Below are 16,660 nucleotides of genomic sequence, written 5' to 3'. Positions count from 1 at the left end.
ATAACGATAAATTTCAACGCCTACCTACTTACCTGTGTCTCAAGTTCCTTCTCACTCCACCGAAATTAATAGTAGTGCCACCACAGATGTCACTCCAGTTGTGGCACTCAAAGAACTTGTGGCTAGACTGCATCGGGAACAGAAAAAAATTCAAGATTTGCTGAGTTCTTTAGGATTTGCTCTCAGAAGTTTCAATAATTTGAATCAGTTTTTGGAACTGATTCCTCTCATGGCCACCAGAGTTACCGATGCTGAAGGTAGCGCCCTATTTCTCTATAAACCAAATGGTCAAATTAGGTTAGAGCAGCTACATTGGCAGGATAGTCAACAACGGAAAATTATCCGCAAAGCCCTAGAAAATGCTACAAGTAAAATTACACTGTTACCTAATTCTGCACCACTGACAACCACAGGAATTTTAGATGCTCAGATGCATCAATATTTAGGACCAGATGTGCAGATTTTTGGTACAGCAATTATAGTTAAACATACAGAAAGGGGATGGCTTTATGTTTTAAGCCGTGATCCAGAATATAGTTGGACAGAAACTAGACAAAAGTTAGTCAGGTTAGTTGCAGATCAAACAGCCGTAGCTATTGACAACGATGAACTAGCAGTAGAATTGAGGAAAAAAGAACGATTAGATCAAGAATTAGAAATTGGTGCTGAGATTCAACGGCGACTTTTACCGCGTCAATGTCCTAATGTTCCTGGTGCTGTTTTGGCCGCACGTTGTAAACCGGCTAATCGTGTGGGTGGAGATTATTATGATTTTATTCCCACAAATCATAATCAGTTTAAATCTAATCTTAATAGCAGTAAAGAAGATGCCCGTTGGGCTTTGGTAATTGGGGATGTGATGGGTAAAGGTGTTCCTGCTGGTTTAATTATGACCATGTTGCGAGGAATGCTCAGAGGTGAAGTATTACATGGTAATTCTGCGGCGGGAATTTTGCAAAATTTGAATCGTGTGATGTATGCTGATTTGGAAAATTCCCACCGGTTTGTCACTTTGTTTTATTCAGAATATAATCCCCGTACAAGATTGTTATCTTATAGTAATGCAGCACATAATCCGCCTTTGTGGTGGCACGCGGCTACTAAAACAGTGACGAGATTGGATACTATGGGGATGTTGATTGGTTTGGATGCAAATAGTCAATATGAGAATGGGGAAGCACAATTAGAACCAGGGGATACAGTTATTTATTATACAGATGGTTTAACGGATGCGGCGGCGGCTGGTGGCGATCGCTTTGATGAAGATAATTTTGTGACTTCGTTTAATGCTGCTTGTCGTTATTGCAATGGACCCCAGGAAATTGTTGATTATTTGTTTGATAAGGTTCAGGATTTTATCGGTTCTGAACGACAAAATACTGATGATATGACTATGGTGGTTTTACAAATTTTGTGATTACAGGAGGAGGCAGTAGGGGCAAACCCCCCGTGGTTGCCCCTATCCATTATAAACATCTTTCTTAACAATCTTAAAACCTATACTTGGTAAAGGTTTCAAGACTTTTGAATTTACCTGATCTTGACAAAATGTACCTCATATTTATTGATAAAAACCTCATTTTATTGAGAATCAGCAACGGAGGATTAAGGGTTGGGGGTCTGCAAGCGATCGCTCTCACGAATGTTAAGAAAGATCCCGGTAATGGATAGGTGGTTGCCCCAGGAGTCGGGAGATCAAACTGACTTTGAAACTCATTGGTCAATAGGACAGATATTCAGTTATAATAAGTGGTCGCAAACATTAGTAAGTTATAGCCGGATTTGTCCCGGAGGTACGATTGACCACAAAATTTATCTTAAAAATTCTCTGGTTAGATGAGAACGTAGCCTTAGCAGTTGATCAGGTTGTTGGTAAAGGCACAAGCCCCTTAACTAAATACTTCTTCTGGCCTCGTAATGATGCGTGGGAAGAACTGAAAAAAGAGTTAGAATCCAAACACTGGATTACTGATGTTGATCGCGTTGAGTTGCTAAACAAAGCCACAGAAGTGATCAACTACTGGCAAGAAGAAGGCAGAAACCGCCCAATGGCAGAAGCGCAGTTGAAGTTTCCCGAAGTTGCCTTTACAGGTAGCGCCTGATTGTTTTAATTTGGTGATTGGTAATTGGTAATTGGTAATTGGTAATTATCAATTACTACCCAGTCCCGATGTTCCAATTATTCCATAGTTTAATGGTTTTATCTCTACTACACATAACCTTAAAACTCCTGTGGTGCAGGCATCTTGCTTGCATAAATCATAATACAGCAGATTGCAAATCCATTAGGTACAGAATCTAAATTGAAACCTATACACTAAGCTAGTTTTACTCCTGACTCCTGACTCCTGCTGTATAATCATTGAAAATCTGATGTAACATATAGAGTCTTAAAAGCCCTAGTTATAGCTTATAAATAATATTAAGTATAAAAATATTTTTGTTTGTATTACTACATCTTCAACAAACCCTACATAAGCTTTGAAACCCTTCTAGGGACAATTCATGAATTGTCCCTACATTCATTAACCCCTACATAAAATTCGTTGGAATAGGCTACTTCCACTGTCATGTATGATGTAGTTATTGGTTGGAGATGCAAACCGTGACTACTTATAACATTGAATTACAAGCGGGAATTTTACGGATTAAATTTGGTGAACCTGCCCAAAATGACCAAATAGTTAAGGATGCAGCGGCACGCTTAGAAGAAATGGCGCAGTCGGGAGAGTTAGCAGGGGGTCAATTATTGAAAATTAATGGACCTGTATCTATTCCCGTGGCTTTTGTTTTGGCGCATAAGTTGGCACATATTTACAGTGCAATTGGTTTTTATGATCCCAAATTAGCAAAATATGTGATTTGTATTACTCACAATCCCACTTATAAGTTGGGAGATTTGATTGATTAAAGAAATTAGCTGATTTTTACTATATGTGAATATTCTAGTTTACAGTTTGTAGTAATTATTTACAGCGATTGTAATATTCTTAGTGGTTATGTTGAGTAATAATCATATAAGCTTATAGGTAGAATTTACCGATGACAGCGAGGTGAGGATTTTTCCTGCATTTGACGGTATAGGTTGGGGGGTAGGAGGGGAGCGATCGCTTCTCTCACTAGAACGCTTTTTGTCAATTAGAGTATTTAGAGATAAATTATGTATTTGGTACTAATTGAAACGTCTGGAAATCAAAACTACATTTTTTCAAGCAACAAGCTGAAAGAAAATATTGGTGCTTCTGAGTTAACTTATATTGCTGGTACAAAATGGGTTTTAAAAGCTGTAGAACAAGTGAGTAAATCTAATCCAGGCTTGAGTCTTTTTAAAAATGGTCAGCAACTCAGAGCTAACATTCTAAATGAAAAATTGAATCCACCTATTGATACTAATAATAATATTGAAGTTGAAGTAATTGTAGCAACTTCAGGAAAAGCTCTTTTACTAACAAAAGAAAAAACAACTGCTCAAAAAATCATTCAATATGTCACTCACACAGCTTTGAAAGAAGCACCTGGTTTAGATATTTGCGGCGTTATTTATGAATTTGATTGGAATAACGATAGTTTGGGAGAAATTAACCGGAAAATACATCAGAAATTTGCAACATTTCGCTCTCAAAGACCTGCCCCCGATTTAAGATTTTTGCGTTTACCAATAATAGATGAATGTTCTACAAGTGGTTTACCTGCTTCTCAAATAGATAACACTGATGGAGAAACAGTAGTCATGTCTGTAGTCAGTTGCAGTAAAAGAGACTCTAGTAAAGAAGGGTTAGAAAGAATTAGAGAATTACTAAAAAAAGAAAAATCTGAAATTGATTTTCCTAATAGCACTCGTCAATTAATTGACTATTTAGAAAATGAAGGAACATGGTTATCTGTTATTCATGCTGATGGTAATGGCTTAGGAGAAATATTTCTAGATTTTGAAAAGCATATAAAAAATGAGCATCAAAATTGTGCTGAAGCTAATAGAAACTATGTGGAAAAACTGAGAAAGTTTTCTATTGCATTAGATATTTGTACAGAAAAAGCTTTTATTTCTGCCCTTGATGCTTTTAAAGCTACCGATAAAAAATTAGTAACAATCATACCATTAGTTTTAGGAGGTGATGATTTAACTGTAGTTTGTGATGGTAAAATTGCTATTGAATTTACAAAAAAATTCCTGACAGCTTTTGAAAAAGAAACAAAGAGTCAATCCCAAGAACATTTAGATGGCATCATTCCAGAAATTGCAGAAAAAGCATTAGGTGTTCCTCGTCTTTCTGCTTGTGCGGGTATAGCAATTATTAAACCAAAATTTCCCTTTTCTGTGGCTTATGAATTAGCAGAAAAACTGATGCAATCTGCCAAAGAAGTCAAGAAAAAGGTAACTCATTTTCATTTAGAAAAAGAAAAACCCTATCCTTGTTCATCTTTCGATTTCCATATCCTTTATGATTCTAGTAGTGTTGATTTCAAGACTATTCGTAGCAAGCTAGAAAGCGAAAACAAAAAATTACATAATCGTCCTTATGTAGTCACTTGTGAAGATGATATTACAAAAGCAAATGGTTCGGAATGGGCTAAATTTCATCAATTTTCTAAGTTAGAAGCAAAAATTAAAGTCCTTGTAACTAAAGATGAAAATGATGGTGATAAAAGAAAATTACCTAATAGCCAAATGCACGACCTAAAAGCAGGATTATTTTTAGGTAAAGAAGTTGCTGATGCGCGATATCGTTTAATTAGAGATCGTTATCATGATCAAAATATTACGACTTTAGCAGGTAGTCAAGATTCTCTTTTTGAAAGAGAGCCAGATTCAGGAATTGATATTACTGGACTATTAGATGCTATAGATGCAGCCGAATTTTTAAATGTAGTAAATGTAGAGGATAAAAATAATGTCTAAAAAGAATAAACCAAAACAACCTCAGAAAAATCAATCTCAAAATAAAACTAATATCACACTGAATCATTCAAATACTTCAAAGTCTGAACAATTAACTAGACAATTGACCATCAAAATTAAGCTTACCAGTGATTGGCACATTGGCGCTGGTGCAGGAATACCAGGAGATATTGACAGTTTAGTACAAAAAGATAAAGATGAACTTCCTTATATCCCAGCTAAAACTCTGACAGGTATTTTACGAGATGCTTGTGAGTTAGTAGCTTTTGGTTTAGATAATGGTGAAAACGGTGTTTGGCAACAGTGGGTAAATTATCTCTTTGGTGAACAACCTGCTTTAGCAAAAGAAGCAATAGAAAAAGAACCTCTTCCTGCGGCTTTATCTATACGTGCAGCATATTTTTCAGATTCCTTAAGAGAAGTTTTAAAGAATAAACCCAGCGTGAAAAATGCTCTAACTTTTGTGAAACCAGGAATTAGTATAGATAGTGAATCTGGTTGTGCTAAAGAAGACTTTTTGAGGTTTGAAGAAGTAGTTAGAGGTGGTGCTTTACTAGAGGCAAAATGTGAATTAAATTTACCAACAAATCAAGAGCAACAAAAGACTGCTCATGCGTTATTAGTTGCTGGTACTAAATTTGTAGAACGTCTAGGTGGTAAACGTCGCAGAGGAGCAGGAAAGTGTGAATTAGAAATAAAAGGTGAGGATATAAAATCTTATATTGATTGGATTTCAAAACATCCTCAACCACAAGCACCATTAATTGATAAGGCATCAGAAAAAGAAGATACAAAAAATACAGGATATGTAAACGATCTTGTAAATGAAGAATGGGTAGAAATTAACTTAGGAATTACTACAAAATCCCCTCTGATTATTTCTAAACGCACTGTAGGTAACGTAGTTGAGACACTTGATTATATTCCTGGAACTCATTTATTAAGAATAATTTTTAAAAAATTAAGTGGTCTAGGTGTAGATTTAGTTAGTGCGATCGCTCATGGTGATATCATTCTTACTAATGCCACTTTAGAAGTAAACCAACAACAAGGAAGACCTGTTCCCTTAGCATTATTCTACAAAAAATTAGGAGGTGGATTAGATAAGGGAGGTGAGGTTTATAACCGCTTTTGTGAAGACGAACCAGAAGGACAATTAAAAGGTTATCGTGCAGGGTATATTGACTCTACAGATGGAAATAATTTGCCTCAATATAAAACAGTTCAAATGACCGTAGGAACGCATAACACTATTGAAGATAAATTTCAACGTCCTACCAGTGATTTAGGTGGTGTTTACAGTTATGAAGCTATTCAACCAGGAACTAAACTACAAGCTAAATTGAAATTGAAAAAATCTATAGCAGATATGCTAGATAAAAAAGATTGGCGTAAACTTTTAAAAGGAACCTATCGCATTGGACAATCCAAAAAAGACGACTATGGCGATATAGAATTAAGTGTTTTAGACAATCGAGAACCTAAAAAAGAAAGTTCAGCGACTAACAATAAAGAGTTAACTGTCTGGTTGCTTTCTGACGTATTACTCAGAGATGAAAGATTGCGACCAACAACTGACATTAAGTATCTCGAACAAGAACTAGAAAAACATTTAAATGTAAAACTAGAAATCAAATCTTCTGACGAGAAAAAACTCCCATATATAGCCAGAACACATCGCATAGATTCTTGGCAAGTACGCTGGGGATTACCTAGACCTTCTTTAGTGGGACTAGCAGCAGGAACTTGTGTTGTTTTTGAAATCATAGAAGGAACCCTTGAGCAGAACTTATTAGCTCAAATTCAATCAAGAGGTATTGGTGAACGTAGAGCAGAAGGTTATGGTCAAATTTCTTTAAATGATCCAATCTTAACCAACCCAATGCCAAAGCCAGAATCAAAACCAGAATCAAAAGATAAAAAGCAAGATAATAATTTCAATCATTATCTTGAAGATGAGCAAGATATTATTGATTACGCTCATATCATTGAAAAAGCAGCCTGGAGAGAAATTATTCATCGAGCATCTTTATTTTTAGCTTCTGAACTTTTAGTTTCTGAGTATACTTTTCGTACACAAATTTTAGATATCAGAATTGAAAACGGGGAAAGTAAACCTCCTATGAGTCAATTAGGAAGTTTACGCTCAGTTTTATCACGGATTGAATCACCAGAAGATGAGGGATTACAAAGATGGATTCAACATTTACAAGATACTAAAAATCGTGCTAATAAATGGCCAAGTGGTAGTTTAGACAAGCTTCGTCAACTAATAACCAGTCCTACAGAAATTTGGGAACATTTATCATCAGCTTTAATAAAATTAGGACACAAAGACGGGTTGGCAGAATTTACTCTGACTAAAACAGGAGAACAAAAACTTAAAAATGAATTGTGGTCAGAAGCGGTACAAATTTTAATGGATGCTTGTATCCGCGCTCATAAACGTGAGCTTGAAAACCAACAGAAAAACATTCAAAAAGTAGGGTAAAAATTACATGGCACGTAAAATATCATCTCGGATTAAAGTTAGTGGTCAGTTAATTGCTCAAACCCCTATTCATGTAGGTGGAGTGGGTGGTAATCCTCAAATAGATTTGCCTTTAGCTGTTAATGGTCAAGGTAAATATTATATTCCTGGAACAAGTTTAGCAGGAGCTTTTCGTAGTTGGATAGAAGATTCTCAGAAAGCAAATAGTCTATGGGGTTATCAGCAAGAAAAAAATGCTGAGGGTCACGCTAGTTTTATTCTTGTGGAAGATGCACCTATTCAGGGTGTAAACGCTGAAATTAGAGATGGTGTAGGCATTCATAGAGAATGGGGTACAGCTGCAGAAAAAGCAAAATATGACCGTGCAATACTGCCTAAAGGTTGTAAAATACCGTTAAATATGACCTTAGAATTACCTTTTCAGTCTTCAGAAGAAGCAACAGAATACAAGAATAGCTTTGCCTATTTAATTAAATCTTTAGAAAAAGGAGAGATTCGTTTAGGTGCAGCCAAAACGAGAGGATTAGGAAAAGTAAAATTATTTAATTTAAGTATCCGTGAATCTAACTTGAGTCAACGTGACGGTATATTAAAAGCTTTGCAGGGTAAGGATGAAATAATTAATTCATCTGTCTTTTTACAAAGTAGTACCATTTCTTCTCAAAGAAAAAAATTGACATTTGAAATTAATTGGCAACCACAAAGTCAATTAATGGTCAAAGCAGAAGGTAATGGTATTGCTGTTGATATCCTTCCCTTAGTTAGTGCAATTGATAGTAGTCTAACATTCGTTTTACCAGGTAGTTCAATTAAAGGTGCTTTGCGGTTTCAAGCAGAACGCATTATTAGAACTGTTTGTTCATACCTAATTAACAGAAATGCAGATTTTATGGAACAAATTGAAGTTCCGTTAGTTAATGAATTATTTGGTACAAGAGCAAAAGCTAATCAACAAACAGTAAAAGGTATTGGTTCACTTTTTATTGATGATTGCTATGCTAATAAAATTATCACTGCATCAGATTGGGCAAATATAGAAGCTGCCACTAATGAAACAACTCTGAGAGAATCACTAAATCATGCTCATCTCCAAAATGTTCAACAGGCTTTTCATGTAGCAGTAGATAGATGGACTGGAGGTGCTGCTGATGGTATGTTGTACAGCAATTTAGAGTTGATGAAAATTAGTTGGAAACCTATATATCTAACTTTAGATATAACTCGTCTTCCTCAAGAAAAACTATTTGCTATTATTTCTCTCCTGTTGTTATGTTTACGTGATTTAGCAGATGGTCGGATTCCTCTAGGATATGGAACAAATAGAGGCATGGGTTCAATTAAAGTTAACAACATTGTGATTCAAGGGGAAAATCTGTCAGATGATTTAGAAGAATTTACAAACGTAACTTTAGAAAAGGGTAGTTTAACAGAGTTAGATTCTGAGCTTTTACAAACTTTAAATAATGGTTGGAAAAATTGGATTAATCAACAAAATCAGGGGGATAATTAATGGTAACTTTATACGGAAGATGCACACAAAAAAATATCACTCTAAACTCAGCTTTAGAAAAATGTGCATCAGCACTTTCTAACGCAGTGGCAATTATTTATTCTCCTACTAGCTGCCAATTTGCTAAAGTTCAGGAAAATGGACATTTAGCAAATGCAAATAATCAAATTTTATCCCTTGATAAAGTTTTTGAATTACGAGCATTTAACCAAAATTGTGAGTTACGTTGGTTAAACGAGTTAAACGGCGAAGGTAAAGCTGTTTTAATTTCTGAACAAAATATTTCAGATTATTTAGATGAAAATATTGCTGAAATAGAAATATTAGATACAATTCATCAACAATATATTTTATGGGGTGATAAAGCAAAAACTGAATCAAGTTCAGGATGGTGTAAATTATCTACTGCTCGTATTGGTTCTATAGATGTTCCAGTACAAGGATTAACTGCTAATGAACGAGTTTATTTGAATGCTGTTGAATATCTAAAAGTAACTGATGAAAATGGCAATGTTTCAGTAGTGGAAGAAAGATTAACAGGATTAGAGGTGAAATAATGTTATCAGGAAAATTAATTGTTTCTAAAAATGGAAAAATTCAATTGCAATTTACTAATAGTAAAGGGGGATTTATTAGTGGTTTTCCAGTTTCAGACTCTGCGCTGTCAACAGATTTGTTAGAACTCAAGAAAAAAGAAATCGCACGACTCAATAATTTAGAAGTTGAATTAGAAGAAATTGGTGGACAACCAAAACAGATCCGCGAAAAAGGTAAACCTTTTCAATCTTCTCAATCTATTGTTTCTACACCTAAACCATCAGTAACAGCATCAGCAGCAGTACGTTCATCTAGCAATTCACATAGAAACAATTCACCAGGAGACTTTCACAACCCCTATAACTTTGTTCCTGCACTTCCACGTAATATAGAAGGGGAATTAGGAGATAGAAATCCTTGTTGTCATGGTTCTTATCTCGATAATTATTGGAGTGGTAAAATTTCCGTCACCTTAACAACTGTGACACCTTTACTTATTCCTGACGCAGCAAACGCAAGAGGAACAGATCACAAAATTTATCCCATTCGATTAGATGCAGATGGTAAACCATATTTACCACCCACTTCAATCAAAGGAATGTTGCGATCGGCTTATGAAACAGTAACAAATTCTCGCTTATCAGTATTTGTTAAGCATGAAGACCGTTTAGCCTTGAGGATGCCTACCAAGAATGATCTGATTCCAGCTAGAGTTGAAAGCAGAAATAATCAATTAGTTTTAAGACTAATGGAAGCACCTGATTTGTTAGGTAATACAGGTAATACAGCCAGATTACCACGATATCAAAAAAGTAGTAATTCACGAGATAAAGGCGAGAGTAGAGAAGCGGTTAGGTATGACAACTCTAGTGAATTACCTCAACATGGTCATGCTGTTTGGGTAAGACTAAATAAAGGAATAGTAACACGAATTAGACAATGGGACGCAACTTATCCTGGTGATGGTGAATGGTTGAAAGGATGGGTATTAGTAACAGGTGCAAATATTAATGGTAAAAAATATGAGAGAGTTTTTATCGAGAGAAATGATAATGAGACAATAACTATTACAGATGAAATCAAATCTCTTTGGAGAGAACTGGTTAATAATTACCAAGAAACCCATATCAAAGATTTAGAAAATCGTCGTAAAAATCACCAAAATCCACAGGATTATCTTGGTGCTACACCAGGAAAAACAGCATGGTCACGTCATATATATGAAGCCGATGAACTAGAATTAAAAGAAGGTACTTTATGTTATGTAGAACTGAAAAATAATAAAGTAACGTCTTTATTTCCTGTATCTATTTCTCGAAGATTATATAATGTATCTCCTGATGAATTATTGGATACTAATCTAAAACCAGCAACAGACATTAAGTTTCTTTCTCCAGCAGATAGAGTATTTGGCTGGGTAAATCAAAATGGTCAAGGTTCTTATAAAGGCAATTTACGCATTCATTCAGTAGAATGTAATTCAGATGATCCTGTAGAATCATTTGGAGATGATGGTTTTCCTCTTGCTATTCTTGGTGAACCAAAACCACAACAAGCAAGATTTTACATTGCTAAAGATAACAAAGGAACTCCACTTGATAAAGGAATACCAAAAGAAGATACTTATCAAAGTAATTATGGCTTAAGAGGACGTAAGGTTTACCCTCATCATAATAATTTACCCGCACAACACTGGAATAACCCGATTGAAGATAGAACACAAAGACCACAAGAAGGACATTTCCAGGAATATCGTAGACCTACAAAAAATAATGTAGAACAAACAGATGATCAAAATCGTTCTATTAAAGCTTGGGTAAAACCTAATACCACCTTCAGTTTTAATATTGATGTAACTAACCTTTCAGATGTTGAACTTGGCGCATTGCTTTGGTTACTCTCCCTTCCTGAAAACCATTATCATCGTTTAGGAGGTGGTAAACCGTTAGGTTTTGGCAGTGTAAAACTAACTATTAATTGGGATGAAACCGACTTGCGTCAAGGAGAAAATTGGCGTGAGTTCTATTCTTCCTTAATCTCAATTTTTAATTCATCACCAAGGGAAGCAGAAGCGTCAATCGAACTTTTTCAGGATGCTGTAACTCAAGCTTATGGTAACGGTAAGTCCTTTGAAGAAGTGCGTTTTATTCAAGCATTTTGTTGTGGATGTCAAGGTTTTAACGATAATAAACCTGTGTATTATCCTAGAAAACGTCAACAACAAGGACAAAACCCTGTACCACCTCATCCAGAGGGTAAAGCTTTTGAATGGTTCGTGGAAAATGAACGCACTGGTGGATCTAAAGTTGCCCTACCTGCACTTTGGAATGAAACAGGTTTACCCTTATTACCCGAGTAAAAATTCAAGGAATAAAAACAATGAGCAAAATTAATATCATCACATTTTTAGGCGATCGCGGCGCACTACAAACTACCTACACTCATAACGGAAATGAGTATATTGGTGGAGTTTTTGCAGAAGCTTTACGACAGTTTTGTGACTATGACACAATGTTAGTTTGTGTTACAGAAAGAGCTAGAGAAAATACTTGGCCTGTTTTAGAGGCTTTGGGAGATTCACGCATCAAACCAATTGATATTCCCACTGGTAGAAGCACTGAAGAAATGTGGCAAACATTTAAAATAATTGCTGAACAAGTGAACGAAAATGATCATGTAATTTTTGATATCACTCACGGACTGCGCTCTTTACCTTTTCTTGTATTCTTATTTGCGGCTTACTTGAAAGCTGCTAAGAATGTTACTATTGATGCCATTTATTATGGTGCATTAGAGTTAGGTAACTTTAAAACTGGTATACCTGCACCTGTAATTGATTTATCGGAATTTATAGGAATGCTTGATTGGTTAACAGCAACAGAGCGTTTCGTTGAAATGGGAGATGGACAAGCACTTGCTAATTTACTTAGAAATGCTATTCCATCAGGCATTGAACTGCGTGATAATCCTGCTAGTAGACCAATAAGAAGCCACTTAGAAAGAACAGCTAATAGTATTGAAAATATTTCATTGGCTTTGAGTCTTACTCGACCAATTGAAACAATGCAATCTGCTACTAGGCTAGAAGAAATATTAAAACAAGCTGAATCGAGCTTTGCTGAACGTGCTAAACCATTCTCATTATTGTCAGAAAGAGTTGTAAAAGAGTATGGACAATTTGCTTTAGAAGATCCAACGGATCAAGCAGCATTAGCAGAAAATTTATGGTTACAGTTGCAAATGATTGAGTGGTACATTAAACGAGATCGAGTAGTACAAGCTGTCACCCTAGCGCGTGAATGGTTAATTTCTGTATTGGTGTTACGCTTTGGTGAATTGATGTTTGATAACCACAACGGACGCAAGTATGTGGAAAATGCTATCAACAATGCTGTGGAAAAGACCAAAAAAGATCCTCGTCCCATTACTCCTAGTCGTTGTGATGATAAATTTACTACATTATCACAAGCAGATGAACTTGTTACAGTTTGGAATCAAATGACTCAACTACGTAATGATATCGCTCATGTAGGGATGAATCTTAATCCTCAACCTGCATTCAGACTCAAGGAAAAGGCTGTATCACTCTACCCCCTATTACAAAAGCTGGGTCAAGAACTACTACCAGAGCGAGTAAAGATTTAGGTAAATCCAAATAATTTTTAGGTGGTTTTGAAATGGTTAAAACAATTATCTGCTCGGTAGGAACAAGTGCTGCAAAAGCTTTAGGACTTAAACCAAAAGATTTAACTGATTGGGTTAAAAAACAAAATAGTGTAGAAGATGCTGCTGAACAAGTATTTTCTACCTTTCGTGAAATCACTCCTGAAGGAGAAAATTTGAAGAATACTCTATCAGCAGAAATTCACTCGCTTGTGAGAATTGGTATTACCGATCATGATAGAATAATCTTACTTGCTTCAAGTACAGATGATGGTTATTGTTGCGCTCTTGCGGTTGAAAAATATCTAAAACATCACTGGAATGGTATAGAAGCAAAAGCAGAACAAATTACAGGACTTCAAGTTGTAGATGCGGCACTTTTCAGAAAAGAAGGCGTTGTTAATTTTGTTAAACGTATTCTCAAAGAAGTTGATCAATATGATTCAACTAATATTATCCTTAATCCCACTGGAGGATATAAAGCTTTAGTTCCTTATACCGTTTTATTAGGTATGCTAAAAGGCATCAAGTGTGACTACATATTTGAACAGTCCACTACATTACTGGAATTACCACCGCTTCCTGTAGAATTTAAGCGATCGCAATTTGAAATCTATAAAGATTTATTTGAAAAAATAGAGCGTGAGACAGAAATCTCTCAAACAGAATGGGAACAAAGAGTTCATTATACAGAAAGACAACTTTTAGAACCTCTAGTTGAGTTTTCTAATAATCAGGTAACTATTTCTGCTGTAGGTTTTTTGTTTCTTGAAGAAATGCGTAAACCTTCAGTCTTAGTTCCTTTTCTATCACAGAAAGCTATTCGAGATTGTTTTGATAATCTAGCACAATTAGATGACTGTGATCCATTTAGGTTTTTATTGCGGGCTGCTGCTTCTAAAGATGCTTTTTCTCAATATGAACATATTAACCTTGGAAATGGATTACGTTGGCTCAAACCTGGTAGAACAACAGATCGCTATTTAGTCTCTGTAGAGGGTTGGCGTTTATTGGTGTGGAGAGCAATTCGTGAAGATCAGGAAGGTTCTGACTACGCAAGTAAAGTTAAAGTTAATCCTGATAGTGAGCGTAGAGCATATTCGCCTTTTATGCGTGTAGATTCTGATAGCTATTACGAGTTCAAATAAAAACAAACAGCGATCGCACCTCTCCATCCTACCCAAACAGCCACACCATGAAATTGTAAATACCAACCACAAAGCCAGAGGGCTATATAAAATAAGAAAATTTATTTTTGCCCTCTGACACCAAATTTCAATACTCCCTTAAACCTGCTCAGACTCTACAAACTCTGGCAGATCATTAGGAGCGCCACAAGCAGAAATATTACTGGAAAATTTCACCTCAGACTCTACAAACTCTGGCAGATCATTAGGAGCGCCACAAGCAGAAATATTACCTGTAAAATTCACATCCGCCATTAACTCTGGATGTTCTTGTTTACGCTGTGCAATTTCTTCACGGGTGAGAATCTTCGACTCGTCAAAACCTAACTCAATTTCTGTGTTTAAACCTTTGTATTTCACCCGTGTTAAATTGTAAAATCTCTTGTTGAGGGTGGTTGTCACAAAAGCTTTCAAACAACCTAAAAGATACTTACGTTTAAAAGCATCCTTCTCAAACCAATACTCAAAACTTTTGCGGAGGTAAAACCGGGCATAATTTCGCAGCACTCCTTTTAATACATCTTCCCTTTCCATTGCGTCGGGTTTCATGATGGGAGTAACAAAGTTATATTGGGAATAATCTCTCACTTCTACGCGATCGCCCAAATCTTGAAATAACTCGGAAAATGGCCAAGGAGTAAACATATTCCAGTTTACCATGTCCGCTTTCCAATCCAAAGCCATTTTGTAAGTTTCCTCAATTGTTTCTGGGGTTTCATTTTCCAAACCCATAATAAATTGAGCTTCCGCCAGCATACCATTTTGTTTTAACAATTGAATTGCCCGTTTATTTTGTTCAATTGTGGTTTCTTTACGGAACAAATTCAATTTTAATTGTGCTGCTGCTTCTGTTCCCAAGGAAACATGAACTAACCCAGCTTTGCGGTACAATGGTAAATCATGTTCATCCCGCAATATATCTGTAACTCTGGTATTTATTCCCCAATGTACACCCAAATTTCTTTCTATCAACTCGTTACACAAAGCGATAAATTTGGGTTTATTAATTGTTGGTTCTTCATCTGCTAAAATGAAAAATCCCACTTTATGTTTTTTGACCAAAATTTCAATTTGATCAACAAATTGTTTAGGACTGCTAGAACGATATTTGCGCCAAAATGCCCACTGGGAACAAAACCGACAAGTAAAAGGACAACCTCTAGCATAGTTGGGAACAGCTACCCGCACATTTAGCGGAGTATAGATATATTTACTCCAATCTAATAAATCCCAATCTGGGGTGAGGGTATCTAAATCAGCAATCGGCGGATGGGCTGGTGTAGCGACAACTTGCCCATTTTCTAAGAAAGCAATACCTAAGATATTACGACGTTCTGCTTCATCTTTTCCGCGAGCGATCGCACTGATTAAGTTAACAGTAATTTCTTCCCCTTCTCCCCGAATAATATAATCTACCCAAGGAGCTTCATTGAGAACTTCACTGTACATATAGGTAGGATGAATCCCACCCATAATTGTCTTTGCTTGGGGGCAAACTTGTTTAACTATTTGTAGGGTTTTTTCCGATTGATAAATCATCGGTGTAATTGCTGTCGCCAAAACAATATCTGGCTGATGCTTTTTGATAATTTCTGCTAAAGCATCATCAGCAATATAATCAGTCATAGCATCAACAAAACGAATGTCGGTAAAGCCAGCAGTTTTCAACGCCCCACCCACATAGGGAACCCAACTAGGTGGCCAATTTCCCGCAATTTCCGCACCACCAGAATGATAATTGGGTTGAATCATCAGAATCCGCATAATCTAACTCCTAACTCTTACCAGAAAAGTCAACGATGGAAAATATCCCACTTTTAACTATGTTGCTTCTTCTAGAAAATTTAAAAGGGAGAAAAATTTCTGGATAAATTATTACTAATTGATGTAAATTAAATATACAAAAAAATTACCAGTTAAATTACTGGATAAAAGTTGTACTTAGGGTTTGCTGAAAAAGTTATCTGTGAGGGGTAGGAGTTCAAGGAGTCAGGAGTTCAAGGAGTTCAAGGAGTTTTTTTGATTTGGAAATTGTGCAAACACTAACAAAGTGCAAGCTTTCTTAGGTTCACAGTGCCTAAAGCCTGGCACAATTTTAATTTTCATCATCCTCAATCCCTTGATTTATCCAGGTTTTACATTTATTCAGCATCCCCTACTTGCTCGATTTTTATCTTGTAAATTACTGGTTAAATTAATTTACTTCTATTACTTTATAGCTATGCAGCCTTAACTTTAAAAAAGTTCTGAAAAACTTAATCTTTGGGTTTTAATTATTGTTGCAATATCTGTTTCAATACTTGTCGGTTAAGCACAAAAAAATAAAATCGCGTAGGTTGGGTTGAGGAACGAAACCCAACATTGATAAGGGT

The 16,660-nt window shown here is 35.9% G+C and carries 11 protein-coding genes; 10 read left to right on the top strand and 1 reads right to left on the bottom strand.

Features of this window, described 5'->3' with window-relative positions; translation table 11 throughout:
• The first annotated feature begins 34 nt into the window (after positions 1–34).
• The 10 genes from IQ237_RS06310 (at position 35) to IQ237_RS06265 (ending at position 14,249) form a co-directional block, all read left to right on the top strand.
• Positions 35–1,417 (top strand): PP2C family protein-serine/threonine phosphatase, encoded by a 1,383-nt coding sequence (locus tag IQ237_RS06310; protein ID WP_194053399.1) that lies wholly within the window; start codon positions 35–37, stop codon positions 1,415–1,417.
• A 382-nt stretch (positions 1,418–1,799) separates the two neighbouring features.
• Entirely contained in the window at positions 1,800–2,102 is a 303-nt protein-coding gene (locus tag IQ237_RS06305; protein WP_096569556.1) for a 30S ribosomal protein PSRP-3, read from the top strand.
• Positions 2,103–2,605: 503 nt separating this feature from the next.
• Positions 2,606–2,911 (top strand): CRISPR-associated protein Csx3, encoded by a 306-nt coding sequence (locus tag IQ237_RS26880; RefSeq protein WP_194053398.1) that lies wholly within the window; start codon positions 2,606–2,608, stop codon positions 2,909–2,911.
• A 249-nt stretch (positions 2,912–3,160) separates the two neighbouring features.
• The gene (locus IQ237_RS06295; RefSeq protein WP_194053396.1) at positions 3,161–4,900 is read left to right on the top strand and encodes a hypothetical protein; all 1,740 of its coding nucleotides are present in this window, start codon (positions 3,161–3,163) and stop codon (positions 4,898–4,900) included.
• The gene (locus IQ237_RS06290) at positions 4,893–7,391 is read left to right on the top strand and encodes an RAMP superfamily CRISPR-associated protein (RefSeq protein WP_194053394.1); all 2,499 of its coding nucleotides are present in this window, start codon (positions 4,893–4,895) and stop codon (positions 7,389–7,391) included. The genes IQ237_RS06295 and IQ237_RS06290 overlap by 8 nt, the downstream gene beginning before the upstream one ends.
• A gap of 7 nt (positions 7,392–7,398) precedes the next feature.
• Positions 7,399–8,901 (top strand): RAMP superfamily CRISPR-associated protein, encoded by a 1,503-nt coding sequence (locus IQ237_RS06285; RefSeq protein WP_194053392.1) that lies wholly within the window; start codon positions 7,399–7,401, stop codon positions 8,899–8,901.
• Positions 8,901–9,458, top strand: coding sequence for a CRISPR-associated protein Csx19 (csx19, locus tag IQ237_RS06280; RefSeq protein WP_194053390.1), 558 nt, complete (start codon positions 8,901–8,903; stop codon positions 9,456–9,458). Before IQ237_RS06285 ends, csx19 begins: the two co-directional genes overlap by 1 nt.
• The gene (locus IQ237_RS06275; protein ID WP_194053389.1) at positions 9,458–11,797 is read left to right on the top strand and encodes a TIGR03986 family CRISPR-associated RAMP protein; all 2,340 of its coding nucleotides are present in this window, start codon (positions 9,458–9,460) and stop codon (positions 11,795–11,797) included. The genes csx19 and IQ237_RS06275 overlap by 1 nt, the downstream gene beginning before the upstream one ends.
• Positions 11,798–11,817: 20 nt before the next feature.
• Positions 11,818–13,083 carry a TIGR02221 family CRISPR-associated protein gene (gene csx2, locus IQ237_RS06270; protein WP_194053388.1) on the top strand — a complete coding sequence of 422 codons (1,266 nt, stop codon included), beginning with the start codon at positions 11,818–11,820 and terminating at the stop codon, positions 13,081–13,083.
• Positions 13,084–13,115: 32 nt separating this feature from the next.
• Positions 13,116–14,249, top strand: coding sequence for a putative CRISPR-associated protein (locus IQ237_RS06265; RefSeq protein WP_194053387.1), 1,134 nt, complete (start codon positions 13,116–13,118; stop codon positions 14,247–14,249).
• A gap of 138 nt (positions 14,250–14,387) precedes the next feature.
• Here the strand turns inward: IQ237_RS06265 and bchE are convergent, their stop codons facing one another.
• Positions 14,388–16,052: a magnesium-protoporphyrin IX monomethyl ester anaerobic oxidative cyclase gene (gene bchE / locus IQ237_RS06260; protein WP_194053386.1), complete on the bottom strand. Its 1,665-nt coding sequence runs from the start codon at positions 16,050–16,052 to the stop codon at positions 14,388–14,390.
• Between the last annotated feature and the right edge of the window lie 608 nt (positions 16,053–16,660).

It is taken from the genome of Sphaerospermopsis sp. LEGE 08334, from assembly GCF_015207205.1.
Lineage (GTDB): Bacteria > Cyanobacteriota > Cyanobacteriia > Cyanobacteriales > Nostocaceae > Sphaerospermopsis.
Note: the sequence above shows the minus strand (reverse complement) of the source record. Positions and strands in the feature narration are given on the sequence as shown.

What these genes read in the sequence shown, in the direction of transcription:
- IQ237_RS06295 (WP_194053396.1), top strand. Translation starts at nt 3,161, where the DNA reads ATGTATTTGGTACTAATTGAAACGTCTGGAAATCAAAACTACATTTTT.
- IQ237_RS06275 (WP_194053389.1), top strand. Translation starts at nt 9,458, where the DNA reads ATGTTATCAGGAAAATTAATTGTTTCTAAAAATGGAAAAATTCAATTG.
- IQ237_RS06290 (WP_194053394.1), top strand. Translation starts at nt 4,893, where the DNA reads ATGTCTAAAAAGAATAAACCAAAACAACCTCAGAAAAATCAATCTCAA.
- csx19 (WP_194053390.1), top strand. Translation starts at nt 8,901, where the DNA reads ATGGTAACTTTATACGGAAGATGCACACAAAAAAATATCACTCTAAAC.
- csx2 (WP_194053388.1), top strand. Translation starts at nt 11,818, where the DNA reads ATGAGCAAAATTAATATCATCACATTTTTAGGCGATCGCGGCGCACTA.
- IQ237_RS06265 (WP_194053387.1), top strand. Translation starts at nt 13,116, where the DNA reads ATGGTTAAAACAATTATCTGCTCGGTAGGAACAAGTGCTGCAAAAGCT.
- IQ237_RS06285 (WP_194053392.1), top strand. Translation starts at nt 7,399, where the DNA reads ATGGCACGTAAAATATCATCTCGGATTAAAGTTAGTGGTCAGTTAATT.
- bchE (WP_194053386.1), bottom strand. Translation starts at nt 16,052, where the DNA reads ATGCGGATTCTGATGATTCAACCCAATTATCATTCTGGTGGTGCGGAA.